Genomic DNA, 26,979 nt, shown 5'->3' on the forward strand with positions numbered 1-26,979 from the left:
GGGGGTAGCGAGCGGCGTCCGCCGCGCGACCGGGTCCCTGAGGAAGGGTAAGCCGGAACCCGACACGCCGTCATCTCCGGGAGTCACGGATCTCCCGGTTTCTTCTCGGGCGTGAAGTCTTCTCAGGCGTAGGAGTGCAGGCCGGAGAACATGTAGTTCACGCCGAAGAAGTTGAACAGCAGCGCGGCGAACGCGAGGAGCGAGAGGAACGCCGCCTTGCGGCCCTTCCAGCCGGACGTCGCGCGGGCGTGCAGGTAGGCCGCGTAGATGATCCAGGTGACGAAGGACCAGATCTCCTTCGGGTCCCAGCCCCAGTAGCGGCCCCACGCCTGGTCGGCCCAGATCGCGCCCATGATGATCGCGGCCGTCCAGATCGGGAACGCGAACATCGTGACGCGCATCGCGAGCCGGTCGAGGGTCTCCGCGGACGGGACGCGCGCCAGCGCACCGCCCCGGACCTTGACTCCAGCCCCGGCCCCGGCACCGGCCCCCGCAAGGGCCTCCTCGCGGGCCTCCTCGCGGGCCTCCTCGCGGGCCTCCTCGCGGGACTTCAGGAAGTAGAGGATCGTGGCCGCGCCCGCGACGGTGAACGCCCCGGTCGCGATGATCGCGGCGGACACGTGGATGGCGATCCAGTACGAGTTGAGCGCCGGGGTGACCGGGCCCACCGAGTCGTACAGCCAGATGTTCGCCGCGCCCAGCGCGATGACGGCCGCGAACATGACGGGCGCGCCGAGGAAGCGCGCCTTGTGGCGGAACATCACGACCATGAACGCGGCGACGGCGGCGAACGAGATGGCGGTGAGGAACTCGTACATGTTGCCCCACGGCCACCGGCTCGCGGCCAGCCCGCGGGACACCAGGACGCCGAGGTGCGCGCCGACGCCCAGCACGCTCAGCAGGATCGCGAGACTGCCCCAGTCGACTTGAGGACGCTCCGCGTCGTCGTCGGTGGTGGCGTCGGCCTTGGCGACTTCGGTGTCGCCGACGTCGGCGGCGCCGCCGGCTCCGACCAGGACCTTGGCCGCGGCCTTCTCCTGAACCGCCGCGTCCGCCGTCCTGGCGGCCGCGGCCGTCGCCGCGCCGCGGCGGCCGAAGCCCATGTCGGCGGCGTACGCGACCAGCGCGATGATGTACATCACCACCGTGGTCAGCATGAGCTTGTCGCTCAGGTTCGCGAGGTCGGCGTTGCTCACCTGGTGCTCACCTCGTCACTCCTTCGATTCGGTCGCCGGGCCATCCGGCTCGCCGGGCCCGTCCGGTTCCCCGGACCCGTTCGGTTCACCTGGCTCATCCGGTTCACCTGGCTCGTCCGGTGCACCGGGGCCGGGCGCCTGCTCGGAACCGCGCAGGGCGGTCACGATGTCGTCGAACTCCGAGGCCGGGCTCCCGAGCGTGAGACCGCCGACCTCGACCACCGTACGCCCGCCCTCCGCGGCGCTCGCACGGACCCACACCCTGCGCCGCCTGACCATGAACGACGCCGCCACGCCCAGCACCGCCAGGATGGCCGCGACCAGCGCGGGGATGCGTCCCGGGTCGTGGTTGACCGACAGGGTCGCGTACTCCTTGAGGCCGTCGAACGTGACCGAGCCGGCGCCGCCGGGCAGCGTGAACGTCTCGCCCGGCTCCAGCAGCTTCTGGCCGTCCTTGACCGGCTGGAGCGTCTTGCCGATGCCCTCCAGCTTGTAGACCGACTGCGGGGAGCCGGAGTCCAGGCCGATGTCGCCCTTGAACGAGGTGATCGTGATGACGGGGCGGAGCGGCGCCGGGAACGCGGAGATGATCTGCTTGCCGTCCTCGCTGGCCATCGCGGTCGGCCACAGGATCGCGTAGAAGGCGAGCTGATCGGGCTCGGCGTCCGGGGCCTTGATGACGCCCTCGGACGTCAGGTTCCGCGGCTCCATCTCCAGGAACGGCACCGAGTCCTGGAACGCGACGTTGCCCTTGGCGTCCCGGACGGTGAACGTCGGCGCGTACCCGTGGCCGAGCAGGTACACCTTCGTCCCGCCGACCTTCAGCGGATGGTTGATCCGCAGGTCGTGCGTCTTCTCCCCGCCGTCAGGCGCGGCGCGGTAGCGGATCTTGGCGTTGAACTCGGTTGCCTGGCCGCGCTTGTCGCCGCTCGTCTCGTACTCGGCCTTGAAGTCGTCCAGGCTGACGGTGAAGGGGGCCAGTTCGCCGTCGTCGAAGGCGCGTCCGGGCGTGAACTGGTCGTACTGGTTCAGCGAGTTCGCGAACGTCCGGCCCTCCATGAGCAGGACGTCGCCGCGGTAGCCGAACAGGTTCCCGATGCCGAGCGCGAACAGCAGCGCCAGCAGCGCCAGGTGGAACAGCAGGTTGCCCGTCTCGCCGAGGTAGCCCTTCTCGGCGGACGCGGCACTGCCGGAAATGTCCACCCGGAAGCGCCGTCCGCGCAGGACCGTGCGGGCTTCGGCCAGGACGTCGTCCGGGGACGTGTCCGTCTCGTACGTCGCGGACTGCGGCAGCCGTCCCAGGTTCCGGGGCGCGGCAGGCGGACGGGCCCGCATCGACCGGTAGTGCTTCCCCGCGCGCGGGATGACGCACCCGGCCAGCGACACGAACAGCAGGATGTAGATCGCCGCGAACCAGGGCGCGGCGAACACGTCGAACATGGAGAACTTGTCGAGCCACGGGCCGAGCGTCTTGTGCTCGTCCAGGTAGACCGCGACGTCCTCGGGAGCCTGGCCCCGTTGCGGCAGGATCGACCCCGGCACCGCGCCCAGCGCCACCAGGAACAGCAGGATCAGCGCGGTGCGCATCGTGGTGAGCTGCCGCCATCCCCAGCGCAGCCAGCCGACGGGGCCGAGGCCCTTCGGGCGCGGCACCTCCTCCGGCGCCTGGCGCGCGGCGGGGGCCTGCGTGCCGGACTCGGGGCCCGATTCCCTTACCCCGTCCCTGATGTCAGTGTCCTTGGTGTCAGTCATCTCAAATAACCGGTTCGAAGCCGCTGATCCACGACCTCAGCTCGATGGTCAGGTCGCCCCACAGGCCGCTCACCAGCAGCACCCCGAGCAGGACGAGCATGCCCCCGCCCGTCCGCATGACCAGGGGGTAGTGACGCTTCACCGCGCCGAACGCGCCGAGCGCCCATCGGTAGGCGACCGCGGTGGCCACGAACGGCAGGCCAAGGCCCACACAGTACGCCAGGGAAAGGAGGGCGCCCCGGCCGGCGCTGGCCTCGGTGATCGCGAGGCCCTGCACCGCGCCGAGCGTGGGGCCGATGCAGGGCGTCCAGCCGAGCCCGAACAGGACGCCGAGCAGCGGCGCGCCCGCGAGCCCGGCGGCGGGCAGGTGGCCGGACTTCATGGTCCGCTGCAGGCCGGGGATGAAGCCCATGAACGCGAGGCCGAACACGATCGTGATGACGCCGAGGGCGCGGGTGATCGGGTCCTGGTACTCCAGCAGCCACCGTCCGAGCCCCCCGAAGATCACGCCGTAGCTGACGAACACGGCGCTGAACCCGGCGATGAACAGCACGGCGCCCGCGAGGAGCCGGCCGCGCCGCTGGTCGGCCAGGTCGGCGCCGGACATGCCCGTCACGTACGACAGGTAGCCCGGGACGAGCGGCAGCACGCACGGCGAGGCGAACGACACGAGCCCGGCCAGGGCCGCCAGCGGCGCCGCCGCCACCAGAGACCCGCTGACGACGGTCTCGCTGACCGGGCTCATCCGTGCGCGCTCATCGGCTCACGTCCCCGCGAGGACCTTGGCGACCAGCGGGTTCAGCTTGGAGTACGTCGTCGCGCCGATGATCCGGGCGGCGACGCGGCCCTGCCGGTCCAGGACGAGCGTGCTCGGGATCGCGCTGGGCGGGACCTCGCGGAACGCCAGCGTGACCTGCCCGCCGTCGTCGAACAGGCTCGGGTAGGTGACCTTGAACTTGCGCTCGAACGCCTGCGCGTTGGCCTTGGAGTCCTTGAAGTTGACGCCGAGGAACTCGACGCCCTTGGCCTTGTTCTGGTCGTACACCTGCTGGAGGGACGGCGCCTCGCCGCGGCACGGCGCGCACCACGACGCCCAGAAGTTGACGACGACGACCTTGCCCTTGAAGTCGCTGAGCTTGAACGGCTTTCCGTCGAGGCCCTCGCCGCCGACGTCCTGGACGCTCTTGCGGTCGGCGGGCTTGTACTCGGTCACGTTCCCGTCGCCGGAGACGAAGCGCGTGTCGTCGCCGCCCTGCCCGCTCTCCGAGGCGCCCGTCCCGGCGCACCCGGCCAGCAGCCCGCACAGCGCGGCGGCAGCGGCGACGGCGCGCAGGGGGGAGACTCGGGGGCTCAACAGACCCTCCAATTCAGGGCGAGTTCGGGCGGCTCAGGGCGAGCTACTACAAGACGTAGTACACAACTTAGCGGTGGGGTCAGGCACCGGCGACACTGGGGCCCTTGGCGATTCCCGCCGCGGGCTCGCAGTAGGCGACCTCCACCAGGCGGCTGCCCTCGAACGTCAGGCTCGTCAGGCTGGCCAGCCCGCACTCGCGCCGCTTCGGGTGGTGCCAGAGGCGGCGGCGCTCGGCGTGCAGGCGCAGCACGTAGATCGGCAGCTGGTGGCTGACGCACACGGCCTCGTGGCCCTTCGCCGCCTCCCGCGCCCTGATCACGGCCGAGCGCATCCGGGCGGCGAGCTCCGCGTAGGGCTCCCCCCAGGACGGCTTGAACGGGTTGACCAGGTGCCGCCAGTGCTCGGGACGGCGCAGCGAGCCCGCCCCGGCCCCGAACGCCATCCCCTCGAAGTGGTTGCCGGCCTCGATCAGACGGTCGTCCACCGTCACGGGCAGGTCGAACGCGTCGGCGAGCGGCGCGGCCGTCTCCAGCGCCCGCTGCATCGGCGAGGAGAGGATGGCGGTCACGTCCCGGTCGGCGAACCACTTGGCGACGGCCTTCGCCATGAGGACGCCGTCCTCACTGAGGCGGTAGCCGGGCAGCCGCCCGTACAGGATCCCCTCGGGATTGTGCACCTCACCGTGCCGCAACAGGTGAACGGTCGTTTTCTCGGTCATCGCCAGCAAGATTACCTACGCGCATCTGCGCTTCCGTCCACCGGCATGGCCTTTGCCCGCGGGGGTCAGTGGGAGATGGCGGAGACGGCAGGAAGGTCGGCCGGGACGGCGGCGCGCAGGGCGCCGAGCGCGGCGCGGATCGCGGGGCGGCGGGCGGCCTCCTCGCGCCACAGCGCGTACACGCGGCGCGACAGCGGGTCCGACAGCGGGACGATCGCCACGCCCGGCGGGACGTCGCAGCGCCCGAGCCGCGGCAGGATCGCGTTGCCGAGCCCGGCGGAGACGAGGGAGAGCTGCGTGGCGAACTCGTAGGCCATGTGGTCGATGCTGGGTTCGCTGTCGACGGCGCGGAGCGTCCGCAGGAGCCAGTCGCAGCAGATGCTGTCGGGCGACGAGCTGATCCACGGGTCGCCGGCGAGTTCCTTGAGGTCGATGGTGTCGCGCCCGGCGAGCGGATGGGTGGACGGGAGCGCCACGTCGGCGACGTCGTCGCAGATGACGCCCTTGTGGAGGCCCTCGGGCATGGGCAGCGGCTCGTTGTTCCAGTCCTGGACGACGGCCATGTCGAAGTCGCCGCGCGAGACGAGCGGCATGCTGCGCAGCGGGTCCTCTTCGAGGAGCTGGACGCGCAGGTCGGGATGGTCGGCGCGGAGGGCGCGCAGCGCGGCGGGCATCAGCCCGCGGATCGCGGTGGGGAACGAGGCGACCGTGAGCTGCCCGACGACGGAGCCGCGGTGGGCCTCCAGGTCGGCCTGCGCCTGCTCGACGAGCGACAGGATCCGCTCGGCGTGCGCGACGAGCAGCTCGGCGGCGTCGGTGAGCCGGACGCCGCGGCCGTTGCGTTCGAGAAGCTTCTGGCCGGTCTCCCGCTCCAGCTTGGCGAGCTGCTGGGAGACCGCCGAGGTGGTCACGTGCAGGACGTCGGCGGCGGCGCTGACCGAGCCGTACGTCGCGACGGAGTGCAGGGCGCGCAGCCGCTCCAAATCAAGCATGTAGTAATACTAAAGCGATGTGTCAAGAAGTTCTCGCTTGTCCTAAAGCGAGTTCCTCGCCCACGATCGGGGCATGAGATCGCGCCACGTCCTGCTGGCCACGCTGGTCGCCGCGCTGTGGGGCTTCAACTTCGTACCCATCCACTGGGCGCTCGACGACATCTCGCCGCTGCTGATGGCGGCGCTGCGGTTCGTCCTCGCGGCGGTGCCCGCGGTGTTCTTCGTCCGGCGTCCGCCGATTCCGGTGCGCTGGCTGATCCTGATCGGCCTGCCGCTCGGCGTGGGGCAGTTCGGCCTGCTGTTCATCGGCATGGACATGGGCATGCCCGCGGGCCTGGCGTCCGTCGTGCTGCAGGTCCAGGCGATCTTCACGGCGCTGTTCGCGGGGCTGCTGCTGCGCGAGCGGCTCGGCGTCCGGCAGGTCGCGGGCATGGCCGTCGCGTTCGGCGGCGTCACCTTGCTCGGCGTGGCCCAGGCCGAGGGCGGCAGCCCGGTCGGCGCGTTCCTCGTCTGCCTGCTCGCGGCGGCGAGCTGGGGGCTGGCGAACGTCGCCATGCGGCGGATGAACCAGGCCGCCACCGGAAGGGTCGACCCGCTGGGCTTCATGGTGTGGGTGTCGCTGGTGCCGCCGCTCCCGCTGCTCGCCCTGTCGCTGATCTTCGAGGGACCCGGCGCCGTGCCGGACGCGGCACGCGAGCTGTCCCTCGCCGGGCTCGGCTCGATGGCGTACATCGCCTACATCTCCACGCTGTTCGGATTCGGCGTGTGGGGATGGCTGATGCGCCGGTACGAGGCCAGCACGGTCGCCATGTACTCGCTGCTCGTCCCGCCGTTCGGGCTGGTCTCGGCGGGCCTGCTGCTCGGCGAGCACGTGGACGCGGTCCGGCTCACCGCCGCCGCCCTGATCATCGCGGGCGTCGCCGCGGGCAGCGTCCGCCCGCGGCCCCGCGTCGAACTGCCCCGGCCCGAACCGCAACCGGCTGAGACAAGGTGAGACCCGTGCACGGAATCCACGCGTCGCTCGTGACGCCGTTCACCCGCTCCGGCGAGGTGGACGCCAAGTCGCTCGAACGGCTCGCCGTCCACTGCCTGGACAACGGCGCGGACGGCCTGGTCGCGCTGGGCACGACCGGCGAGGCCGCCATGCTGAGCCCCGCCGAGCAGCGGACGGTCCTGGAGGTGTGCCGGGCCGTCTCGATCGAGCACGGGACGCGGCTGACGGTCGGCGCCGGGACGATCGGCACCGAGGACTCGATCCGGCAGGCCCGCGAGCGGGCCCCGCTGGCCGACGCGCTGCTCGTCGTCGTCCCGTACTACCTGCGGCCGTCGGACGAGGGCGTCATCGACCATTTCGCTGCCATCGGCGCCGCGGTGGACGTGCCGCTCGTCCCGTACAACATCCCGTACCGGACGGGGAAGCCGCTGTCCGCCGGCACGCTCTTGAAGATCCTCGCACTCGACTGCGTCGCCGGTATCAAGCACTGCGCGGGCGCCGTCGACCACGACACCCTCGCCGTGCTCGCCGCCGGTTCCGGCAAGGCGATCCTGTGCGGGGACGACATGTACGTCTATCCGATGCTCCAGCTCGGCGCGTCCGGGGGGATCGCCGCGTCCGCCTGCCTCGCGCCCGCCGCGTACGCCGCGATGGCCGCGGCGGCGCGCGACGGCAACGCGCCGCGCGGGCTCGCGCTGCACAACGCGCTGCTCCCGATGGCGGACGCGCTGTTCGGCGAGCCGTCCCCGAGCGTCCTCAAGGCGTGCCTGGTCGAGGAGGGGCTCATCGACGAGGCCGCGGTGCGCGCTCCGCTGCACGCACCGCGTCCCGAATCGGTCGCCGCGGCGCTGAGGGCGTTCAGGTCCCTTTAGGAGGACGACGCCTGGGCCGCGGCTCGGGCGGCGTGCGGGAGGGCGTCCAGGACGCGTCCGAGCGCCTCCTCGTCGTGCGCCGCCGACAGGAACCACACCTCGTACGCGGACGGCGGCAGGTACACGCCGCGTTCCAGCGCGGCGTGGAAGAACGCGGCGTACGCCTTGGCGTCCTGGCGCTGCGCGGCCGCGAAGTCGCCGACCTTCCCCTCGGTGAAGAAGATCGAGAAGAGGTTCCCGGCGTTCTGCATCGAATGCTGGACGCCCGCCCGCGCCAGCTCCTCCGACGCGGCCTTCGACACGGTCTCCGCCGCGCGGTCGACCGCCGCGTACACCTCGCCGGTCGCGTGCCGGAGCGTGGCGAGCCCGGCGGCGGTCGCGAGCGGGTTCCCCGACAGGGTGCCCGCCTGGTAGACGGGCCCGGCCGGGGCGAGCTGGTCCATGACGTCGGCGCGCCCGCCGAACGCGGCCGCGGGCAGCCCGCCGCCCATCACCTTCCCGAACGTCATCAGGTCGCCCGGGACGCCCTCGATCCCGTACCAGCCGGACGGGGACGCGCGGAAACCGGTGAGCACCTCGTCCATCACCAGCAGCGCGCCGTACCGCTCGCAGAGCCGCTTCAGCAGCGCGTTGAACCCCGGCAGCGGCGGCACAACGCCCATGTTGCACGGCACGGCCTCGGTGATGACGCAGGCGATGTCGGTGCCGTGCTCGTCGAACACCGTCTCCAGGGCCGGGACGTCGTTGTAGGTCAGGATCAGCGTGTCGCCGGTGGTCGCGCCGGTCACGCCGGGGGTGTCGGGCAGGCCGAACGTGGCGACGCCGGACCCGGCCGCGGCGAGCAGCGCGTCGACGTGCCCGTGGTAGCAGCCCGCGAACTTCACGATCTTGGTGCGTCCGGTGAAGCCGCGCGCGAGCCGGATCGCCGACATCGTCGCCTCGGTGCCGGAGTTGACGAGCCGGACCTTCTCCGCGGGCGTCCGGGACGTGATCTCCTCCGCCAGCTCGACCTCGCCGGGCGTCGGCGCGCCGTAGGACGTGCCGCGTCCCGCCGCGTCCCGCACCGCCTCGACGACGGCCGGGTGGGCGTGCCCGAGGATCATCGGGCCCCACGAGCACACGAGGTCGACGTACTCGTTGCCGTCGGCGTCCGTCAGGTACGGGCCGCGCGCCGACGCGATGAACCGGGGCGTCCCGCCGACGGCGCCGAACGCCCGCACCGGGGAGTTCACACCGCCCGGCACCACCCGGGAGGCACGATCGAACAAGTCCTGGGAGCGATCAATACCTGTCATTGATTCAGTCTCTCAGTTGCAGTTCGGGAACTTGCCTTGACCTCGCCGGGTACGGGCCGATATTCCACCAAGTACGACATGGCGCCCTGTCTCTGCCCGCGGTCTCACGGCGCCGCCGAACCCCCGGGCGGCTCACCGGGACAGGCGTATCGGAGGGATGGCTTACACCGTGGTCAACGGCTGGACGGTCCCGGGCTTCACCCACGAACGGGAGCTGGGTGGCGGCGCCGCGGGCCGGGTGGTGCTGGCGGTCGACGACCTGACCAGCACGAGGGTCGCGATCAAGTACCTCGCCGGCGGGCTGCTCGCCGACGAGGCGTTCCTGACGCGGTTCCGCACGGCCGCGCGCAGCCTGTCCCAGCTGGAGGACCCGAACGTCGTCGACCTGTACGACTTCGTGGAGACCTCGGACGGCGCCGCGATCGTGATGCAGTGCGTGGAGGGCGTCAGCCTGCGGCGCGTGCTCGCCGCGCAGGGCCCCGCCGGTCCGCTCGCCGCCCTGTCCATGCTCGGCGGGACGCTGCTCGGGCTCGCGTCAGCGGGCGAGCACGGGGTGCCCGTGCACGGCGCGCTGCGTCCGGCGAACATCATGATCGACGCGGACGGCAACGCGCGGCTCACCGACTTCGCGACGACCCCGCCCGGCACCGAGGCGCAGTCCGGCCCGGCGTACGCGGCGCCCGAACTGTGGGACGGCGTGCCCGCGACAGTCGCCACCGACCTCTACGCCGCCACCGCGGTCTTCTACGAGTGCCTCACCGGACGTTCTCCCTTCGCCGGACGGAACATGGCGCGGCAGCACCGGGAGGCGCCGATCCCGGCCGACGGGGTTCCCGGGCCGCTGCGCGACCTCGTCCACCAGGGCCTCGCGAAGGACCCGGCCCGGCGCCCCGCCTCCGCCGCCGACTACCTCGCGGCGCTGGAAGAGGCGGCCGTGTCGGCGTACGGGCCGTCCTGGGAGGCGCAGGGCCGCGGACGCCTCACCGAACTGGCGACGCAGGCCGCCCTCCAGCCCGAGCCGCCGAAGCCCAAGCCGGCCCGCAGCAGCGGCCGCAATCCCGTCGTCGCGGCCAAGCAGCCGGGCGGCGGAGGCTCCCGGACGCGCTGGGTCCTCGCCGCCGTCGCCGTCCTCGTCGTCGCGGGCGCCGGGGCGAGCGCCGCGACACTGCTGAACAGCGACAAGAAGCAGCCCGCCGCGCCCGCGACGGCGCAGAGCAGCACCCCGCAGCCGACGCCGCCGGCCGGGGGCGTCGACCCGAAGGCGCTCGTCACGCGGATCGACCGGGCCGTCGCGCAGGCGCCCGGCGCCCTGTTCAGCTACCGGCAGACGGGCTGCTGCGGCTTCCCCGCCGGGGGCAAGGGGACGCTCGGCCTGGCCCCGGGCGGGCAGGCGTCCGCCGCGCTGCCGTCGTACTCGCTGACGCTGTCGGGGGCGGGCGCGGCCCGCAAGCCCATCCGCGCCGTCATCGTCCAGGACCGGTTCTACGTGCGCGTCGGCAAGAAGTGGCGTTCGTCGCCGCTGAGCGGGCGCGGCTACCCGGCGGCGGCCGACCAGGTGCGCCAGGGCAGCTCGGTCGCGAACCTGACGGCGCTGCTGCGGTCGGCGACGAAGCTCACCAGGACCGGCGCGATCTACGAGGGCGAGGCCCCGGCGGCGGCGCTGGCGCAGGTCCCCGAGGTCGGGCCCATGTACGCGCGGATGGCCGAGGCGACCGGCGTCCAGCGGATCGCGTTCGCCGTCAAGCTCGACGCGGGCTACCGTCCGGTCAAGTTCTGGGTGCGCGCCGGGCCGGAGAAGGGCCGCAACCAGACCATGCGCGGCTCCTTCACCAAGTGGGGCCGCAAGCCCGCCATCCAGGCGCCCGGCCGCGCTGACTAGCCCGCGAGGTCGCAGCTGTCGGAAAGGACTTCGAGGAGCCGCAGCGGGTCGGGCAGCGGTCCGCTGGACGGCGGCCGCAGCCAGCTGACCTCCCGCCCGGACGGCAGGATGGACGGCGGCGCGACCACATAGCTGTCGCGGCAGTGCCACCGCATGCCGGGCGTCTCCGCGACGTCCTCCGGGGAGCAGTCGAGGTGGCAGGACCACCATTCGTCCTCGTCGACGGGCGCGCCGCGGGTCGCGACGAAGAACAGGCTCCGGTCGCCGCCGACGGACGCGACCGGCCCGACGGGCAGGTCGTCGCGGGAGATCCGGTCGAGCGCGAGGGTGCCCGCGGCGGCGGGGACGTCGAACACGTCGAAGACGCGGCCGGTCGGCAGGATGATGTTGGCCTGCGGGCGCTCGTCCCACCAGCGCCCGATGACGGTCGCGTCCACGCTGGCCTGGTGCGCCCAGGCCGCCGACACCGGATGCGCGCCCGGGTCGGGACAGCCGATCCGGTCGCACGAACACGCCCTGTCACCGCCCTTGCGGTCGGCGGCGTTCGGCGGATGGGCGCCGGGGAAGCTGGGCCAGCCGAGGGCGGCGTACTCCCGCGCCGCCGAGGACATCCGGTCACGCGCCGCTTTCAGCCGCCTGTTCCCCGAGACCGCCAGCATTTCCGCCCCCCAATTACCCAAGGTCGAACGTGGGTTCCTGGTTACCGATGATGCCCGGCGGGCGAAAACCCGGGCACGGCAACCCCCGGAAACGACCCTAAGTAACTAGAACCCGTCCCGCCACGGCGGGACTCCGGCCACCACTAGAGGGCACGCGCTACTTCGGTGGCCCAGTAGGTGAGGGCGATGTCGGCGCCGGCGCGGCGGATCGCCAGCAGCGACTCCATGATCGTGCGGTCGCGGTCGATCCAGCCCTTCTCAGCGGCGGCCTCGATCATCGCGTACTCGCCGCTCACCTGGTAGGCGACGACGGGGACGTCCACCGTGTCGCGGACGCGGCGGACGATGTCGAGGTACGCCCCGGCGGGCTTCACCATGACCATGTCGGCGCCCTCGTCCAGGTCGAGGAGCACCTCGCGGATCGCCTCGTCGGCGTTGGCCGGGTCCTGCTGGTGGGTGGAGCGGTCGCCGAACTGCGGCGCGCACTCGGCGGCCTCGCGGAACGGGCCGTAGTACGCCGACGCGTACTTCACCGAGTACCCCATGATCGGGAGGTCGGGGTGACCCGCGCCGTCGAGCGCCGCGCGGATCGCGGCGACCTGGCCGTCCATCATGCCGCTCGGGCCGACGACCGCCGCGCCCGCCTCGGCCTGCGCGACCGCGATGGACGCGTACCGCTCCAGCGTCGCGTCGTTGTCGATCTCGCCGGACGCGGTGACGATGCCGCAGTGCCCGTGGTCGGTGTACTCGTCCAGGCACAGGTCCGTCATGATCACGGTCGAGTCGCCCAGGTCGGAGTTCAGGTCGCGCAGCGCGCGCTGGACGATCCCGTCCGGGTCGTCCGCGGCGGAGCCGGTGCCGTCCTTCACCGCCGGGATGCCGAACAGGATGAGGCCGCCGACGCCGGCCTCGACCGCCTCGTAGGCGGCCTTGCGGAGGCTGTCACGGGTGTGCTGGACGACCCCCGGCATCGACGAGACGGGCTGCGGCTCGGCGATGCCCTCCTTGACGAACATCGGCAGCACCAGGTCGGCGGGGCTGAGCCGCGTCTCGGCCACCATCCGGCGCAGCGCGGGCGTGCGGCGCAGCCGGCGCGGCCGCGCCACCGGAAACTGAGCAGACATGATCCTTCTCCCCGTGAGGTGAGGCGCTACCGCGATCGCGTCATTTGCGGCGGCGGGCGCCGCGGCGCATCTGGCTGGGCTTGCGGGGCGGCTCCCCCGCCTCGGCCCGGGACGTCCGCCACCTGGCACCGTACTCGGCGAGGGCGTCCGCGAGGGCGGAGACGGACGGTTTGTCCGCCATGACGTCGACGCGCAGCCCGTACTCCTCGGCCGTCTTCGCGGTCTGCGGGCCGATCACCGCGATGACCGTCACCTTGTGCGGCTTGCCCGCGATCCCGATCAGGTTCTTCACCGTGGACGACGAGGTGAACAGCACGGCGTCGAACCCGCCGCCCTTGATCGCGTTCCGGATCGGCTCGGGCGGCGGCGCGGCGCGGACCGTCCGGTAGGCGGTCACGTCCTCGCACTCCCAGCCCAGCTCCGTCAGCCGGGCGATGAGCACGTCCGTGGCGATGTCGGCGCGCGGCAGCAGCACCCGGTTGATCGGGTCGAGGTCCTCGTCGTAGGGCGGCCACTCGCGCGCCAGGCCCTCGCCGGACTGCTCGCCGGACGGCGTCAGATCGGGCTGGATGCCGAACTCGACGAGCGCGGCGGCGGTCTGCTCGCCGACCGCGGCGACCTTCAGCCCGGCGAACGCGCGGGCGTCGAGCCCGTAGTCGGTGAACTTCTCCCGGACGGCCTTGACCGCGTTGGTGGACGTGAACACCACCCACTCGTACCGTCCGGTGACGAGGCCCTTGACCGCGCGCTCCATCTGCTGCGGGGTGCGCGGCGGCTCGACGGAGATCGTCGGGACCTCGTCCGGGACGGCCCCGTAACTGCGCAGCTGGTCCGACAGCGACGCGGCCTGCTCCTTCGTCCGCGGCACCAGGACGCGCCACCCGAACAGCGGCTTCGTCTCGAACCAGGACAGCTCGTCGCGCCAGCCGACCACGTCCCCGACGATGATCAGCGCGGGCGCCTCCATGCCCTTGGCGTCGGACGCCAGCTTCTGCAGCGTCGACACGACCGTCTCCTGCTCGGTGGTCGTGCCGAGGCTCGTCATCGCCGCCGGGGTGGAGTCGGGGCGTCCGGCGGCGACGAGGCCCTTGCAGACCTCCGCGACCGCGGCCTCCGCGCCGATGATCACGAGGGTGGCGTCCGGGTCGGAGAAGCGCTCCCAGTCGACGCCGCCCTCGGCCGCGTCGATGACCCTGACCTCGCGGTGCTTGGCGTCGGTCAGCGGGATCCCCGCGTAGCCGGGGACGCCCGTCACGGCGGACACGCCCGGGACGACCTCGAACGCGACCCCGGCCTTCGCCAGCGCGCTGCCCTCGGCGGCCAGATCGCACGCCAGTCCGGGATCGCCCTGCAGCAGCCGCACGACGCGGCGCCCGGCCTTCGCGGCCCGCGCGGCGATCTTGACGGGGTCGCCGTCCGCCGAGTCGATGATCTCGGCGTCCGGACGGCAGTGGGACAGGATCTCCGCCGGGCAGTGCGCGCGGCTCACGACGACCGTGTCGGCGCGCTCCAGCTCGGCGGCGGCACGGAGCGTCAGCAGGCCGGGATCGCCCGGACCCATCCCGACGATCACGACGCCGCCGGGCCCGGCCTCCCGGGCCGACGCGCCGTCCTCGATCGGCACGGCCTCTTCGATCGGCACGGCCTCCTCGGCCGCGCCCTCGGCCGGTTCGCTCGGCATGCTCGCTGCGGTGGTGCTCTTAGCGGCGGGGCTCAATCGCGCTCCCCCATCAACTGGTCGGCCCCCTGCGCGAGCAGCCGGTCCGCGAGATCGCGTCCGAGCTGTTCCGCGGCGTCCGGGTGGCCGCTTGCGGACAGCCGCACCTGCCGGGTCCCGTCGTAGGCCACGACGGTCGCCGTCAGATGGAGCTTTTCATCTACTTCGGCAGCGTACGTCCCCACGGGCGCTGAGCAACCCGCCTCGAGCACGGCGAGGACCGTCCGTTCGGCGGTGACGGCCCGCCTGGTCGCGGCGTCATCGACCGTTCCAAGGATCTCCCGGAGGTCGGGCCGGTCGGCCCGGCATTCGAGCGCGAGCGCCCCCTGCCCGGGAGCGGGCAGCATCAGGCTGGGGTCGAAGACCTCGCCGACCGCGTCCAGGCGGCCGATCCGCTTCAGGCCCGCATGGGCGAGGACGACGGCGTCCAGCTCGCCGTCGGCGACCTTGCGGAGCCGGGTGTCGGCGTTGCCGCGGATCGGGACGATCTCCAGGTCGGGCCGCATCGCGCGCAGCTGCGCCACCCGGCGCGGGGAGCCGGTGCCGATGCGCGCCCCGCGCGGCAGGTCGGCGAGCTTCGCGGGGCCGCCCCGGGGGTGGTGGGGTGTGGCCATGGGGGCGACGCAGAGCGCGTCGCGGGGGTCGTCGCGGTGCGGGGTCGCGGCGATGGCGATCCCCGGCGTCGCGGACGTCGGCAGGTCCTTCAGCGAGTGCACGGCGAAGTCCACCTCGCCGGACAGGATCTTGTCGCGGAGGGCGTTGACGAAGACTCCCGTCCCGCCGATCTGGGCGAGCAGGGCCTTGGAGACATCACCCTCCGTGGTTACCCCCACCAGCTCCACCGCATGCCCGGTCAGCCGGGTCAACGCGTCCGCGACCTGCTGCGACTGGGTCGTCGCCATCAGGCTCCTGCGAGTGCCGAGCCGCAGCGGACGCCCCACACCCCCCGGTTCGCTACCGCTCATCCTTGGTCTCCTCCGCGCCCCGCCACGGTGTCGCGGGCGCTCACCGCCCGGACGTTCGCGGCCTGCGCGTTCACCGTCTCCGCGCGCAGCCCGTGGTCGCTCAGTTCCCGCGCACTCGGACCGTCCGTCGCGGGCATGGTGCTCACGCAGTCGGCTTCAGCGCATTCCGGGTCCACCGTACGGGCGGAGCCCGTCCACGCGCCTTCCCCTTCGTTGCTCACTTCGGTGTCGCGCATGTCAGCGCGGGCCACCGCCTCCGGCGCCTTCGGGTCCAGGTCGAACAGCTCGCGCAGCGCGTCGGCGTAGGAGTCGCCGCCCGGCGCCGACGCGAGCTCCTTGACCCGGACGGTCGGCGCGTGCAGCAGCTTGTCCACCACGCGCCGGACGGTCTGCTCGATCTCCCCGCGGGCCCGGTCGTCGATCCCGGACACCCGTCCGGCCAGCCGGGCCAGCTCGGCCTCGACGACGTCGGCCGCCTTGCTGCGCAGCGCGACGACCGTCGGGGCCACGGCGGCGGCGCGGGCGGCGCTGAGGAACGCCTCCACCTCGTCGCAGACGATCCGCCGGACGGCCTCGACCGCCTTCGGGCCGATGGCGTGCGCGGCCTCCTCGGCCGTCCGCAGGTCGTCCAGCCCGGCCAGGCCCACGCCCGGCAGGTCGCGGACGGACCGCTCGACGTCGTGCGGCAGCGCCAAGTCGAGGAAGAACCGGTTCCGCCCGTCAGCGCCGACGCCCTGCGCCTGAAGCTGCGCCGCCGTCAGCACCAGCCCGGTCGCGCCCGTGCAGGACACCACCAGGTCGGCCGCGGCCACCGCGGAGTCGATCGCCGACAGCTCGATCGCGCGGGACGGCGTGTCCAGCGACTCGGCCAGCCGCACCGCCCGCTCGTGGGTGCGGTTCGCGATCACGACCTCGCGCGCCCCGGCGCGGCTCAGCGTCGCCGCGGCGAGCGAGCTCATCGACCCGGCGCCGACGACCAGCGCGCGAGCGCCGTCCAGCGGGCCGAGATGCCGGGCGGCGACGTCCAGCCCGACGCTGACCAGCGAGGCGCCCGCCCGGTCAATGCCCGTCTCGTGGTGGGCGCGCTTGCCGACGCGCAGCGACTGCTGCAGGACGTCGTGCAGCTCGCGGCCGAGCGTGCCCTCGTCCTGCGCGACGCGGAACGCCTGCCTGATCTGCCCGAGGATCTGCCCCTCGCCGACGACCATCGACTCCAGCCCGCACGCAACCGCGAACACGTGCTGGACGGCCCGCTCCTCGTAGTGGACGTACAGGTGCCGCGACAGCTCGTCCAGCGCGACGCCGGACTGCTGCGCGAGAACCTCGGAGACCGCCGAGACGCCGCCGTGGAACTTGTCGACCACCGTGTAGATCTCGACCCGGTTGCACGTCGAGACGATCGCGGCCTCGGCCACGTGCGCGGAGCCGTGCACGGCGTGCAGCAGCTTCACCAGGTCGTCCCCGGCCACCGCCGCCCGCTCCAGCACCGCGACTGGAGCGCTCCGGTGACTGAGCCCTACGACCAGAACGCTCACGCCCTGCCTCCCGTGTCTCCCGCTGCGCTCATGCTTCGACCGTCTCCACGTACTGCTTCGTGCCCGGCGGCGCACCGCCGCCGGGCAGGTCGGCGGGGCCGTCGGGCCCGCCGGCCTTGCGCTGCTCGTGGAACGCGAGGATCTGCAGTTCGATGGACAGGTCGACCTTGCGCACGTCGACGCCGTCGGGCACCGAGAGCACGGCCGGCGCGAAGTTCAGGACGCTCGTCACGCCCGCCGCCACGACGCGATCGCAGACCCCCTGGGCCGCTCCCGCGGGGGTCGCGATCACGGCGATGGAGACGCCGTGGCCCGCGATGATGTCCTCCAGCCGGTCGATGTGCTGCACCGTCATGCCGGCGATCTCCTGGCCGACGATGGAGTCGTCCGCGTCGAGCAGGCCCGCCACGCGGAACCCGCGGGACGCGAAACCGCCGTAGCCGGCCAACGCACGGCCCAGGTTACCCACACCGATGATCGCCACGACCCAGTCCTGCGTCAGCCCCAGCTCCCGGGAGATCTGGTAGACGAGGTATTCGACCTCGTACCCCACGCCGCGCGTGCCATACGAGCCCAGGTGGGAGAGGTCCTTCCGGAGCTTGGCCGAGTTGACGCCGGCCGCCGCGGCGAGCTCCTCCGACGACACGGTCGCGACGCCGCGCTCCTGCAGCCCGGTGAGGGCCCGCAGGTACACCGGAAGCCGCGCCACGGTGGCTTCGGGGATGCCGCGTCCTGCGCGGTCGCGCTGGCGGTTCTGTCGAGGTGTCACGGCCTGCTTCTTCGGGCTCGCTGGGACGGACGCTGGGATGGAGGCCGCGAGGCCCCCGGCACCGCTCGGACGGCCGGGAGACGGCCGCACGGCCGCGGCCTGACCGCCTCGGGGCCGTCCACCAGGTTAAGCCTTTGTGAATACGCGCACAAAGTCGCCCCCCTCCGTAGCCCCACCGGCGGTACGGACGGGTACGCCGCGAAGGTCCATAAACCAGGGACTTCCAGCGCGGGCGGGCGTCCTGGGCGCACGCCGGGCCCCGGGCCCGGATGTGACCGACCAGACACCCGGCGGCCGCGTCAGGAGGCGCGCAGCGCGCCGATCGCCGCGCGGAGGCGGTCCTCGTCGACGCGCCAGAAGTCGTGCTGGACGCCGTTGATCAGCGTGACGGGGATCTGCTCCCAGTACTGCTCGGTGTCCCGCTCCGACTTCGTGATGTCGCGCTCTTCCCAGGGGACGTCCAGCTCGCGGGCGACCCGTTCGATCACCGCGCGGGCGTCGTCGCACAGGTGGCAGCCGGGCTTGCCGAGCAGGGTGATCGTGACGTCGCCGCCCGCCGAGGAGCCCATCGCCGTCACCGTCCGGGGAACTCCGGCGCCGGGAGCGGCACCTTGGCCGGGCCGAGCCGCAGCTCGATCACGTTGGTGGCCAGCACATGCGTGCGGGACTCGGCCAGGAACCGCTGCAGATGCGGCTGCTGCCGGTGGGAGGCGAACGCCGCCTCGTCCCGGAAGAGCTGGTAGAAGATCCGCTGCGTGGGGGCGCCGACCACCTCGTGGCAGGCGAAGATCACCGTGTCGGGCTCGGCGGCCAGCGCGGCCTTCACCAGGTCGGTGGCGAGCCGGTCGAAGGCGTCCTCGCGGCCGTCCAGGAGCGTGTAGACGGTGATCTGGCCGCACGCGTCGGCCAGCCGGCCCAGCCCGCCCTTCGGCGCCCCGGCGGGACGCGCCTGCTCGGGGACGAGCCCGCCGCCGATGCCCGGGACACCGGCGGCCCCGCCGACGCCGCCGACGCCGTCGACGGCGGTGGGCCCGGCCGGGTTCTCCCGGAACCGGAAGTCGTCGACCGGGGCCGCCGGGACGGGGTCGGGGAACCGGAGCTCTCCACGCCGCGGGTCCTGGGCCGGGGGCGTCGGCGCCGAGACGGGCTCGTGCCGCGCACCCGCGTAGCCCTGCTCCTCGTAGCCGGTCGCGGGCTCGTCCCTGTACCCGTCGCCGTACTCGTCCCCGCCCTCGTAGCCCTCGTAGCCTTCCTCGTCCTCGTACACCGGGATCGTGCGTATCGCGCCGTACCAGACGAGCCCGGCCGCGCCGCCGAGCGCGATCACCGCGAGCGGCGCGGGCAGGAACCCGCGGGTGCCGCTGACCACCAGCACGCCCGCGAGCGCGACCAGCGCGACCGGGATCAGCAGCTCGGCGGCCTCCTGGTCGCGCTTGCTCGCCAGCCACGCGGTGACGCCCGTGCACGCCGCGAGCGCCAGCACCGCGACGACGTGCGCGCCGTCGATCAGCAGCAGCGGCAGCGCGTCGTAGGTGGAGCCCGGCTTGGGCAGCTTCTTGGACAGGTCGCCCTTGAGCGGGTCCAGGACGAGGATGACGGTCGCGACGACCGTGTAGGAGATCGCGAACAGCCAGCCGGCGAACCGCACCTGCACGTACCGCGCGATCAGCTCGATCATTCCGAGCGCGAGCCAGATCGGCCCGATGAGCGCCGCGCCGAGCTCCGCGACGCGGAACAGCACGCCGTTGAACCCGGCCAGGAAGCCGACGGTCATGCACAGCAGCGACAGCGACAGCCCCACCTGCGTGAACGACCAGGCGATGAGGTAGAGCAGCCGGTCCTTGTTGGCGCGCGAGATCAGCAACCCCGTGGCCACTAAGGCACCAAGGGTCGCCACCAGCGCGAGAAGAGCGTCGACCATCGCGCCCCATGGTGCCCGATGGCGGCGGCGGAGGGGTAACCCGCCTCCAGGTGAACGCGCCCGCGCGGCACGCGCCGGTGGCGTGCGCGCCTACACCGCCCGGCCAGTGCGCATACGTCAAGTGGCATGTCATCGCCAGTGGCTGAGGTACGCCATTTGGGGGTCGCGTGCGGCATTGCCTCTGGTACCTGGCGGTATCTAGAGTGGCAAATCACGCCGGAGGTCGCGTAAGCCCCGAGGAGAACTGCATGAGCAGCTTGTCCCTCGATGCCGGGGTCCTCCCGCGGCCCCGGCCCCCACGAGGAGGCTTCGGCCCGCTGGGCTCCGCCGGCCTCCGCGGCGCCGACCGGACCCTGCCCGGACGGGACGCCGCCGACCGCGCCGCCGACCGCGCGGCCGAGCAGGACGCCGGACGCGCGGAGATCCTCAAGGCGCTCGTCCTGCGGGCGCGGGACGGCGACGCCGAGGCGTTCGGCTCCCTCTACGACCACTACGTCGAGCTGGTCTACCGCTACGTCTACTACCGGGTCGGGACGCACTCGCTCACCGAGGACCTCACCAGCGAGACGTTCCTCCGCGCGCTGCGCCGCATCTGCGACTTCCACTGGCAGGGCAAGGACTTCGGGGCCTGGCTGGTCACGATCGCCCGGAACCTCGTCGCCGACCACTTCAAGTCCAGCCGCTACCGGCTGGAGGTCTGCACCGCCGAGCTGGTCGAGCCGGACCGGCACCAGGAGGGGCCCGAGCGGGCCGTCCTGGACTCGATGACCAACCGGACGCTGCTGGAGGCCGTCCGGCGGCTGGGGTCGGAGCAGCAGGAATGCATCGTCCTGCGGTTCCTGCACGGCCTGTCGGTCGCCGAGACGGCGCTGGTCATGGGCAAGAAGACGGGTGCGATCAAGGCGCTGCAGTACCGGGCCGTCCGGTCGCTGGGCCGCATGCTCCCGGACGACCTGCGCCACTGACCCCCGCCGCTCGCTCTATTGAATTGATCGTCTATTCGCGGCGCGGCCGTAACCCTCCGCGCCGCCCGATCGTTTGTGCGGTCAGGAGAGCGTTTACGCCTGGACTCCAGAAGGAGAGCCAGTGAGAACCAGGCGAGGGAAGATCATCGAACAAGGGAACGCGCTCGCCCGCCTGCGGGCGAGCGAAGCCGGGCCCGACCCGCGGTTCCGTGCCGTGCTGCGCGAGCGGCTCGTCGCGGCGGCGGGCGACCGGAGTGACGGCCGTCGCAATCACGGGCGAGGCGACGGTGCGAGGGAGGCGGTTGACTAGAGTCGCCCCATGGTTCAGATAAGGCAGCGGTCGTTTCGGCAGGGCCCGCTTCGGCGGGGCTCGTTCTGGCAGCTTCCTTTCTGGCAGCGGGGCAAGGACGAAGATCATGTGAGCGCCGGAGAGGCCGCCGCGGCGGCAGCGGCCGAGCACGAGCCGCTGCCGGAGCCCGATCCCGCCGCGGCGGCGTTCTTCGACGTCGACAACACGATGATGCGCGGCGCGTCCATCTACTACTTCGCGCGCGGGCTCGCCGCGCGGAAGCTGTTCACCATGCGCGACCTCGCCATGTTCGCGTGGGGGCAGGCCACCTTCCGGCTGCGCGGCACCGAGAACTCCGAGCACATCGGCAGCGCCAAGGAGGCCGCGCTCGCGTTCGTCGCCGGGCAGAAGGTCGCCGGGATCGTCACGCTCAGCGAGGAGATCTACGACGAGGTGATGGCCGACCGGATCTGGCACGGCACCCGCACCCTCGCCCTCCAGCATCTGGACGCGGGCCAGCAGGTCTGGCTCGTCACCGCCACGCCCGTCGAGGTCGCCCGGACGATCGCGCACCGCCTCGGCCTCACCGGCGCGCTCGGCACCGTCGCCGAGACCAGCGACGGCGTCTACACCGGACGGCTCGTCGGGAACCTGCTGCACGGGCCCGCGAAGGCGGAGGCCGTCCGCGCGCTCGCACAGCGGGAGGGCCTCGACCTGGCGCGCTGCGCCGCCTACAGCGACTCGATCAACGACCTGCCGATGCTGACGGCGGTCGGCCAGCCGCACGCCGTGAACCCCGACGCGGAGCTGCGCGAGCACGCCAAGGAGAACGGCTGGCCGATCCACGACTTCCGAACCGGCCGCAGGGTGACGATGATCGCGCTGCCCGCGGCGGCCGGGGCGGGCGCGCTCGCGGGCGGGGTCGCGGCCGGGATCGCGCTGCGCCGCCATTACCGCGCGAACTGACCTGCCCGTCCAGGACGGCGCCGGGATTAGCCTGTCCCCGTGACCGTCGAGCTGACGTTGCTGACGCGGGTGTCCTGCCGCGGCCGGGACGTCACGAGCCCCCGGATGCGCGGCCTCCTCGCGCTGCTGGCCGAGGAACCGCGCGCGGGCGCGTCCATCGTGCGCCTCGTGGAGGGGCTCTGGCCGGACGGACGTCCCGAGAACCCGGCGAAGGCGCTGCAGGTCGTGGTGTCGCGGGCCCGGTCGCAGCTCGGCGCGGACGTCATCGCCAGCACCCCGGCCGGATACCGGCTCGGCCTGCGCGAGGACGAGGTCGACGCGTCCGCCGTGCTGCTCGCCGCGTCCGCGAGCGCCCGCGGTTCCCGCGACGGCGACCACGCGGCCGCGCTCGCCCACGCCGAGCAGGGCCTCGCTCTGTGGGACGCTCCCCCGGAGCCGGACGGCGACGACGACCCCCTGTCCGTGCTGCGCGCGGGCAGGGTCTCGACGTACTGGACGCTCGCCCGCGCCCGCGCGCTCGCCCTGGCGCGGCTCGACCGGCACGCGGAGGCGTTCGACGCGCTGACCGCCGTGGCCCGCGAGTATCCCCGGGACGAGGAGGTCCTCGCCTGGCTGCTGCGTTGCGAGGCGGCGACCGCGGGACCGTCCGCCGCGCTGGCCCGGTTCGAGTCCTACCGGCGCTCCCTGCGCGACGAGCTCGGCACCGATCCGGGGGACGCGCTGCGGGCCGTCCAGCAGGAGCTGCTGCGGGACGAGGCCCCGGCCGTCCGGCGCGGCGTCGCGCACGAGCCGAACCCGCTGCTCGGCCGCGACGGCGACATCGCGGCCGTCCTCGGGCTGCTGCGCACGTCCCGCGTCACCTCGATCGTGGGGACGGGCGGGCTCGGCAAGACCCGGCTCGCGAACACCGTGGCGCGCGACGCGCCGCAGCGGGCCGTGCATCTCGTCCCGCTCGCCGGTGTCGCGCGGGACGAGGACGTGTCGGCCGAGGTGGCGTCGGTCCTCGGCGTCAGCGACCTGCGCTCGGCGGCCGCGCCGCGCGGCCTCGGCGGGGCGGCCGACCGGGTCGGCGGGATCGTGGAGGCGCTCGGTCCCGGCCCGGTGCTGCTCGTCCTGGACAACTGCGAGCACGTGGTGGACGGCGTCGCCGCCCTGGTCGGCGCGCTGGTGTCGCGGACGCGGGACCTGCGCGTCCTCACCACGGGCCGCGCGCCGCTCGGCCTGTCGTCGGAGTCGGTGTACCCGCTGCCCGCGCTCGACCTGCCGACGGCCGTCGAGCTGTTCCGGCAGCGGGCGCACGCGGCGCGGCCGAGCGCCGACGTCCCCGCGGACGCGGCCGCGGAGCTGTGCCGCCACCTGGACGGGCTGCCGCTCGCCGTGGAGCTGGCGGCGGCGCGCGTCCGCGTCATGTCGGTGCCCGAGATCGCCCGCGGCCTGGACGACCGGTTCGCCCTCCTGCGCGGCAACGTGCGGGACGCGCCGTCCAGGCACCGGACCATGCACGCCGTCGTCGACTGGAGCTGGACTCTCCTCGACCCGTCCAGGCGGGCGGCGATGCGGTCGCTGTCGGTCTTCTCGGCCGGTTTCACCGCGGACGCCGCGCGCATCCTCCTCGACGGCGACGCCCTGGAAACCCTGGAAGACCTCGTCGGCCAGTCGCTCCTCGAAATGACCGAGTGGCAGGCCGGGACGCGGTTCCGGATGCTGGAGAGCGTCCGGGAGTTCAGCGCGGCGCACCGCGAGGCGGCGGGCGAGACGGAGCGCGCGGTCGGCGGGCTGCTCGCCTGGGCCCGGCAGTTCGGGGCCGCGCACCACGAGGCGCTGTTCGGGGCCGAGCCGTTCGGATCGCTGGCGCGCGTCCGGGTCGAGCAGGACAACCTGCTGCAGGCGCTGCGCCATGGGCTCGCCAGGGACGACGGCCCGGCGGTCGCGGCGGTGGCCGCCGTCCTCAGCGGGCTGTGGACGCTGGAGTCCGCGTACAGCAGGATGATCGTCCTGACCGAGGAGACGGCCGGGCTGCTGAGCCGCTTCCGTCCCGGTCCCGAGGACGCCGAGACGACCCGGACGGCCCTCGCGCTCAGCGTCCTGACCTCGTCCATGCTGAAGGGCCCGCGGGCGACGCGCACGCTCGTCGCGCTGCGCCGGTTGCCGCCCGTCCCGCCGACCAGCGTCGTCCGGGCGCTGGCGTTCGTGACGGCGTCCGGGCCGAAGCTCCTCGACCCGGACGGCGGCGCGGAGTTCCTCGACCGGATGTGCGCGAGCGACGAACCGGCCCTCGCCGCCATCGCGAACTGCGTCGCGGGCTACGTCCGGGAACGGGACGGCGACCTGAAAGGGGCGCTCGCGGTCACCGAGACGATGCTGGCGGTGGCCGGTGACACCTACACCCCGTGGCTCAGCCTTTTCGTCCACTCGCGGCTCGGTGAGCTGCTGATGCAGCTCGACCAGGGCGAACGGGCCGTGCACCACCTCCACGTTTCGCTTGACCTGGTGCAGCGGCACGGATGGCCCGACAACTTCGGGCTGCTGTGGGCGCTCGCCGCCGCCCACGCGAGCCTCGGCGAGTACGACACGGCGGAACGGTGGCTCGACCAGGCGCTCGTGTCCGGCCCGGACGAGACGTCCGGCGTCGCCGCGTTCAACCTCGGCGCCCGCGCGGAGGTCGCCCTCGTGCGCGGCGACGCCGACGCGGGCCTGCGGCTCTGGCGGCAGGCGGTCGAACGGCTGGCGGACACCGACGACCCCATGGCGGCGCCCGGCCTCGACCCGTGGACGCTGGAGGCCCACTGCGCCACCGTCGTCGCCCACGCGCGGCACGGGCGGCTCGACCTCGTCGAGGACCTCGCGGCAGGGCTGCCCGCCAAGCTGTCCGACCTGCTCGCGCTGCCGCAGGACACGATGCCGTCCTTCTTCATGGACCTGCCGTTCTGCGGCGGCGTCCTCCTCGCCCTGGCCGTCGCCGACCTCGCGCGCCGGGGCGATGCGGCCCCACCAGACGTCCGGTCCCGGGCCGCGCGGACGATCGCGCTGGCGGAGCGGCTGCACCACGTCCGGTCGTTCCAGCCGACCATGTCCGCTTCGGCCGCGCGCCGCGAGGCCGAGGACGCCGACGCGCCGGCGCACTCCGCCGCGGTGTCGGAGTACGCTGGCCTGGACGGCGCGGCCCTGCGGAACGAGGTGCGCAAACTCGCCCGCGAGTTTGCGCCCGGCGGGGCCGGCGGGGCTAGCGGGGTGCCTTCCGGTTGAACAGGAACTTCGCGTAGACGTAGCCGCCGATCGCCAGCCCGGCGCACCACGCGAGCGAGACCGCCGCGTCCTTCCCGCTCGGCGAGGTGACCAGCAGGCCGCGGACCGTCTCGATGATCGGCGTGAACGGCTGGTACTCCGCGAACCACCGCACCCCGGCGGGCATCGACTCCGGCGGGACGATCGCGCTGCCGAGGAACGGCATGAACTGGATGATCAGCGGCGAGTTGCTCGCGCCCTCCGGGTTCTTCGCCAGCAGCCCCAGCGCGACCGCCACCCAGGTCAGCGCGAACGTGAGCAGCACCAGCAGGCCGATCGCGGCGAGCCAGTCCAGGACGCCGCCGTGCGTCCGGAAGCCCAGCGCGACCGCGACCCCGATCACCGCGGCCGTGCTGATCACCGTCTGGATCATGCTGCCGACCACGTGCCCGGTCAGCAGCGACACCCGCGCGATCGCCATCGTCCGGAACCTGTCGACGATGCCCTCGGTCATGTCGAGGGACACCGACACCGACGTCGTCAGGCACCCGGACGCGATCGCCATCAGGATGATCCCCGGCGCGACGTAGTTGATGTAGTCGCCCTTCGCCGGGCCGCCGACGCCCGCGCCGAGCGCGTTCCCGAAGACGCCGACGAACAGCAGCATGATGAGGATCGGCATCATCATCATGCCGACCGACAGGGACGGGTAGCGCAGCGCGTGCCGCAGGTTGCGGCGCAGCATCGTCGCCGAGTCCGCCGCCGCGTGCGAGAGCGTGCTCATACGGAGGTCACCTCGTTCCGCTGCGGCTGGGGGCGTCCGGTGAGCGCGAGGAACACGTCGTCCAGGTCGGGGGTGTGGACGGACAGCTCGTCGACCTCGATCGACTCGTCCTCCAGCCGTCCGAGCAGCGAGCGCAGCGACCGGACGCCGCCGTCGCTCGGCACCTGCAAGGCGAGCGCGTCGTCGTCGCGCGTCACCGCGCCGAGCGTCACCGCGCCGAGCGTCCGCGCCGCCGCGTCCAGCGCCGCCAGATCATGGAACCGGAGCCGGACGTGCCCGCCGGAGACGAGCCGCTTCAGCTCGTCCGAGGTGCCCTCGGCCACGAGCCGCCCGCCGTCCAGCACCGCGATCTTGTCGGCGAGCTGGTCGGCCTCCTCCAGGTACTGCGTGGTCAGGAAGATCGTCACGCCGTTCCTGGCCAGGCCGCGGATGATCTCCCACATGGTGCGGCGGCTGCGCGGGTCGAGGCCGGTGGTCGGCTCGTCCAGGAAGATGATCCGCGGGGCGCCGATCAGCGTCATCGCGAGGTCCAGCCGCCGCCGCATCCCGCCGGAGTACGTCGCGACCATCGTGCGCGCCGCCTCCACCAGGTCGAACCGCTCCAGCAGCTCGTCCGCCGCCCGGCGGCCTTCGGTCTTGCCGAGGTGGTGCAGGTCGGCCATCAGGATCAGGTTCTCGCGGCCGGTGAGCAGGCCGTCCACCGCCGAGTACTGCCCGGTGACGCCGATCGCCCTGCGCACCCCGTCGGGGTCCCTGGCCAGATCACATCCCGCGACCCGCACGACGCCCCCATCCGCAGGGATCAGCGTGGACAGGATCCGCACAGCCGTCGTCTTCCCTGCGCCGTTCGGGCCCAGCAGTGAGAAGACCGTCCCGCGCGGGACGTCGAGGTCTATCCCGTCGAGGACGACCCTCTCCCCGAACGCCTTCCGCAGACCGATCGCCTGAATGGCCGTCTGCGCCGGTTCTCTGTTCATGCCCGCACCCTGCACGGCCCCGCCTTCAGGC

At 73.1% G+C, this 26,979-nt stretch carries 24 protein-coding genes; 7 read left to right on the forward strand and 17 right to left on the reverse strand.

Annotation, left to right across the window (positions count from 1 at the left end; genetic code table 11):
• Window positions 1–122: 122 nt before the first annotated feature.
• From ccsB to ACH35V_RS21675, 6 genes are all read right to left on the reverse strand, one after another.
• Complete coding sequence (gene ccsB, locus ACH35V_RS21650) at window positions 123–1,196, reverse strand: c-type cytochrome biogenesis protein CcsB (protein WP_395974681.1); 1,074 nt, start codon at window positions 1,194–1,196, stop codon at window positions 123–125.
• Between the two features lie 15 nt (window positions 1,197–1,211).
• On the reverse strand, window positions 1,212–2,948 hold the full coding sequence (locus ACH35V_RS21655) for a cytochrome c biogenesis protein ResB (RefSeq protein WP_395974682.1): 1,737 nt from the start codon (window positions 2,946–2,948) through the stop codon (window positions 1,212–1,214).
• Window position 2,949: 1 nt separating this feature from the next.
• Window positions 2,950–3,693: a cytochrome c biogenesis CcdA family protein gene (locus ACH35V_RS21660; RefSeq protein WP_395974683.1), complete on the reverse strand. Its 744-nt coding sequence runs from the start codon at window positions 3,691–3,693 to the stop codon at window positions 2,950–2,952.
• Between the two features lie 18 nt (window positions 3,694–3,711).
• Window positions 3,712–4,302, reverse strand: a complete 591-nt coding sequence (locus ACH35V_RS21665) for a TlpA family protein disulfide reductase (RefSeq protein WP_395974684.1) — start codon at window positions 4,300–4,302, stop codon at window positions 3,712–3,714.
• 79 nt (window positions 4,303–4,381) lie between these two features.
• Window positions 4,382–5,020 carry a histidine phosphatase family protein gene (locus ACH35V_RS21670; RefSeq protein ID WP_395974685.1) on the reverse strand — a complete coding sequence of 213 codons (639 nt, stop codon included), beginning with the start codon at window positions 5,018–5,020 and terminating at the stop codon, window positions 4,382–4,384.
• A 65-nt stretch (window positions 5,021–5,085) separates the two neighbouring features.
• The gene (locus ACH35V_RS21675; RefSeq protein WP_395974686.1) at window positions 5,086–6,012 is read right to left on the reverse strand and encodes a LysR substrate-binding domain-containing protein; all 927 of its coding nucleotides are present in this window, start codon (window positions 6,010–6,012) and stop codon (window positions 5,086–5,088) included.
• A 73-nt stretch (window positions 6,013–6,085) separates the two neighbouring features.
• On the opposite strand from ACH35V_RS21675, the gene ACH35V_RS21680 reads away from it, so the two are divergent.
• Both ACH35V_RS21680 and ACH35V_RS21685 read left to right on the forward strand, forming a co-directional pair.
• Window positions 6,086–7,006, forward strand: a complete 921-nt coding sequence (locus ACH35V_RS21680) for an EamA family transporter (protein WP_395974687.1) — start codon at window positions 6,086–6,088, stop codon at window positions 7,004–7,006.
• 5 nt (window positions 7,007–7,011) lie between these two features.
• The gene (locus ACH35V_RS21685; protein WP_395974688.1) at window positions 7,012–7,878 is read left to right on the forward strand and encodes a dihydrodipicolinate synthase family protein; all 867 of its coding nucleotides are present in this window, start codon (window positions 7,012–7,014) and stop codon (window positions 7,876–7,878) included.
• On the opposite strand, the gene hemL is transcribed toward ACH35V_RS21685, so the two are convergent.
• The gene (hemL, locus tag ACH35V_RS21690) at window positions 7,875–9,173 is read right to left on the reverse strand and encodes a glutamate-1-semialdehyde 2,1-aminomutase (protein WP_395974689.1); all 1,299 of its coding nucleotides are present in this window, start codon (window positions 9,171–9,173) and stop codon (window positions 7,875–7,877) included. The two genes, ACH35V_RS21685 and hemL, sit on opposite strands and share 4 nt — an antisense overlap.
• Window positions 9,174–9,330: 157 nt before the next feature.
• Between hemL and ACH35V_RS21695 the strand changes: the two genes are divergently transcribed.
• Window positions 9,331–11,052, forward strand: coding sequence for a serine/threonine-protein kinase (locus tag ACH35V_RS21695; protein WP_395974690.1), 1,722 nt, complete (start codon window positions 9,331–9,333; stop codon window positions 11,050–11,052).
• Here the strand turns inward: ACH35V_RS21695 and ACH35V_RS21700 are convergent.
• The 8 genes from ACH35V_RS21700 to ACH35V_RS21735 all read right to left on the reverse strand — a co-directional run bounded on the left by ACH35V_RS21700 (window position 11,049) and on the right by ACH35V_RS21735 (window position 19,742).
• Window positions 11,049–11,711 carry a bifunctional DNA primase/polymerase gene (locus tag ACH35V_RS21700; RefSeq protein ID WP_395974691.1) on the reverse strand — a complete coding sequence of 221 codons (663 nt, stop codon included), beginning with the start codon at window positions 11,709–11,711 and terminating at the stop codon, window positions 11,049–11,051. The genes ACH35V_RS21695 and ACH35V_RS21700 overlap by 4 nt on opposite strands.
• A 143-nt stretch (window positions 11,712–11,854) precedes the next feature.
• Window positions 11,855–12,835 carry a porphobilinogen synthase gene (gene hemB / locus ACH35V_RS21705; RefSeq protein WP_395974693.1) on the reverse strand — a complete coding sequence of 327 codons (981 nt, stop codon included), beginning with the start codon at window positions 12,833–12,835 and terminating at the stop codon, window positions 11,855–11,857.
• A gap of 40 nt (window positions 12,836–12,875) precedes the next feature.
• On the reverse strand, window positions 12,876–14,516 hold the full coding sequence (locus ACH35V_RS21710; protein WP_395974694.1) for a uroporphyrinogen-III synthase: 1,641 nt from the start codon (window positions 14,514–14,516) through the stop codon (window positions 12,876–12,878).
• Window positions 14,517–14,548: 32 nt separating this feature from the next.
• The gene (hemC, locus tag ACH35V_RS21715) at window positions 14,549–15,517 is read right to left on the reverse strand and encodes a hydroxymethylbilane synthase (protein ID WP_395974696.1); all 969 of its coding nucleotides are present in this window, start codon (window positions 15,515–15,517) and stop codon (window positions 14,549–14,551) included.
• Window positions 15,514–17,052: a glutamyl-tRNA reductase gene (locus ACH35V_RS21720; protein WP_395974697.1), complete on the reverse strand. Its 1,539-nt coding sequence runs from the start codon at window positions 17,050–17,052 to the stop codon at window positions 15,514–15,516. Before ACH35V_RS21720 ends, hemC begins: the two co-directional genes overlap by 4 nt.
• Window positions 17,053–17,080: 28 nt before the next feature.
• The gene (locus ACH35V_RS21725) at window positions 17,081–17,821 is read right to left on the reverse strand and encodes a redox-sensing transcriptional repressor Rex (protein ID WP_395974699.1); all 741 of its coding nucleotides are present in this window, start codon (window positions 17,819–17,821) and stop codon (window positions 17,081–17,083) included.
• Between the two features lie 299 nt (window positions 17,822–18,120).
• Complete coding sequence (locus tag ACH35V_RS21730) at window positions 18,121–18,390, reverse strand: glutaredoxin family protein (RefSeq protein ID WP_395974701.1); 270 nt, start codon at window positions 18,388–18,390, stop codon at window positions 18,121–18,123.
• 5 nt (window positions 18,391–18,395) lie between these two features.
• Window positions 18,396–19,742 carry a putative quinol monooxygenase gene (locus ACH35V_RS21735; protein ID WP_395974702.1) on the reverse strand — a complete coding sequence of 449 codons (1,347 nt, stop codon included), beginning with the start codon at window positions 19,740–19,742 and terminating at the stop codon, window positions 18,396–18,398.
• Window positions 19,743–19,990: 248 nt separating this feature from the next.
• Between ACH35V_RS21735 and ACH35V_RS21740 the strand changes: the two genes are divergently transcribed.
• From ACH35V_RS21740 to ACH35V_RS21755, 4 genes are all read left to right on the forward strand, one after another.
• The gene (locus tag ACH35V_RS21740) at window positions 19,991–20,707 is read left to right on the forward strand and encodes a sigma-70 family RNA polymerase sigma factor (RefSeq protein ID WP_395974703.1); all 717 of its coding nucleotides are present in this window, start codon (window positions 19,991–19,993) and stop codon (window positions 20,705–20,707) included.
• Between the two features lie 121 nt (window positions 20,708–20,828).
• Complete coding sequence (locus ACH35V_RS21745) at window positions 20,829–21,017, forward strand: hypothetical protein (RefSeq protein WP_395974704.1); 189 nt, start codon at window positions 20,829–20,831, stop codon at window positions 21,015–21,017.
• 108 nt (window positions 21,018–21,125) lie between these two features.
• Complete coding sequence (locus tag ACH35V_RS21750) at window positions 21,126–21,962, forward strand: HAD family hydrolase (RefSeq protein WP_395974755.1); 837 nt, start codon at window positions 21,126–21,128, stop codon at window positions 21,960–21,962.
• 39 nt (window positions 21,963–22,001) lie between these two features.
• A complete protein-coding gene (locus tag ACH35V_RS21755) occupies window positions 22,002–25,208 on the forward strand; it encodes an ATP-binding protein (RefSeq protein ID WP_395974706.1) in 3,207 nt (1,068 codons plus the stop codon).
• On the opposite strand, the gene ACH35V_RS21760 is transcribed toward ACH35V_RS21755, so the two are convergent.
• A complete protein-coding gene (locus ACH35V_RS21760) occupies window positions 25,186–25,971 on the reverse strand; it encodes an ABC transporter permease (RefSeq protein ID WP_395974707.1) in 786 nt (261 codons plus the stop codon). The two genes, ACH35V_RS21755 and ACH35V_RS21760, sit on opposite strands and share 23 nt — an antisense overlap.
• Window positions 25,968–26,948 (reverse strand): ATP-binding cassette domain-containing protein, encoded by a 981-nt coding sequence (locus tag ACH35V_RS21765; RefSeq protein WP_395974708.1) that lies wholly within the window; start codon window positions 26,946–26,948, stop codon window positions 25,968–25,970. The genes ACH35V_RS21760 and ACH35V_RS21765 overlap by 4 nt, the downstream gene beginning before the upstream one ends.
• Window positions 26,949–26,979: the final 31 nt, after the last annotated feature.

Source organism: Actinomadura sp. 1N219, from assembly GCF_044326405.1.
GTDB lineage: Bacteria > Actinomycetota > Actinomycetes > Streptosporangiales > Streptosporangiaceae > Spirillospora.

Bases quoted from the DNA above. Each gene is read 5' to 3' on its own strand.
- ACH35V_RS21655 (WP_395974682.1), bottom strand. From the start codon at position 2,948: ATGACTGACACCAAGGACACTGACATCAGGGACGGGGTAAGGGAATCG.
- ACH35V_RS21660 (WP_395974683.1), bottom strand. From the start codon at position 3,693: ATGAGCCCGGTCAGCGAGACCGTCGTCAGCGGGTCTCTGGTGGCGGCG.
- ACH35V_RS21670 (WP_395974685.1), bottom strand. From the start codon at position 5,020: ATGACCGAGAAAACGACCGTTCACCTGTTGCGGCACGGTGAGGTGCAC.
- ACH35V_RS21675 (WP_395974686.1), bottom strand. From the start codon at position 6,012: ATGCTTGATTTGGAGCGGCTGCGCGCCCTGCACTCCGTCGCGACGTAC.
- ACH35V_RS21680 (WP_395974687.1), top strand. From the start codon at position 6,086: ATGAGATCGCGCCACGTCCTGCTGGCCACGCTGGTCGCCGCGCTGTGG.
- hemL (WP_395974689.1), bottom strand. From the start codon at position 9,173: ATGACAGGTATTGATCGCTCCCAGGACTTGTTCGATCGTGCCTCCCGG.
- ACH35V_RS21695 (WP_395974690.1), top strand. From the start codon at position 9,331: ATGGCTTACACCGTGGTCAACGGCTGGACGGTCCCGGGCTTCACCCAC.
- ACH35V_RS21700 (WP_395974691.1), bottom strand. From the start codon at position 11,711: ATGCTGGCGGTCTCGGGGAACAGGCGGCTGAAAGCGGCGCGTGACCGG.
- hemB (WP_395974693.1), bottom strand. From the start codon at position 12,835: ATGTCTGCTCAGTTTCCGGTGGCGCGGCCGCGCCGGCTGCGCCGCACG.
- ACH35V_RS21710 (WP_395974694.1), bottom strand. From the start codon at position 14,516: ATGCCGAGCGAACCGGCCGAGGGCGCGGCCGAGGAGGCCGTGCCGATC.
- hemC (WP_395974696.1), bottom strand. From the start codon at position 15,517: ATGAGCGGTAGCGAACCGGGGGGTGTGGGGCGTCCGCTGCGGCTCGGC.
- ACH35V_RS21730 (WP_395974701.1), bottom strand. From the start codon at position 18,390: ATGGGCTCCTCGGCGGGCGGCGACGTCACGATCACCCTGCTCGGCAAG.
- ACH35V_RS21735 (WP_395974702.1), bottom strand. From the start codon at position 19,742: ATGGTCGACGCTCTTCTCGCGCTGGTGGCGACCCTTGGTGCCTTAGTG.
- ACH35V_RS21740 (WP_395974703.1), top strand. From the start codon at position 19,991: ATGAGCAGCTTGTCCCTCGATGCCGGGGTCCTCCCGCGGCCCCGGCCC.
- ACH35V_RS21760 (WP_395974707.1), bottom strand. From the start codon at position 25,971: ATGAGCACGCTCTCGCACGCGGCGGCGGACTCGGCGACGATGCTGCGC.
- ACH35V_RS21765 (WP_395974708.1), bottom strand. From the start codon at position 26,948: ATGAACAGAGAACCGGCGCAGACGGCCATTCAGGCGATCGGTCTGCGG.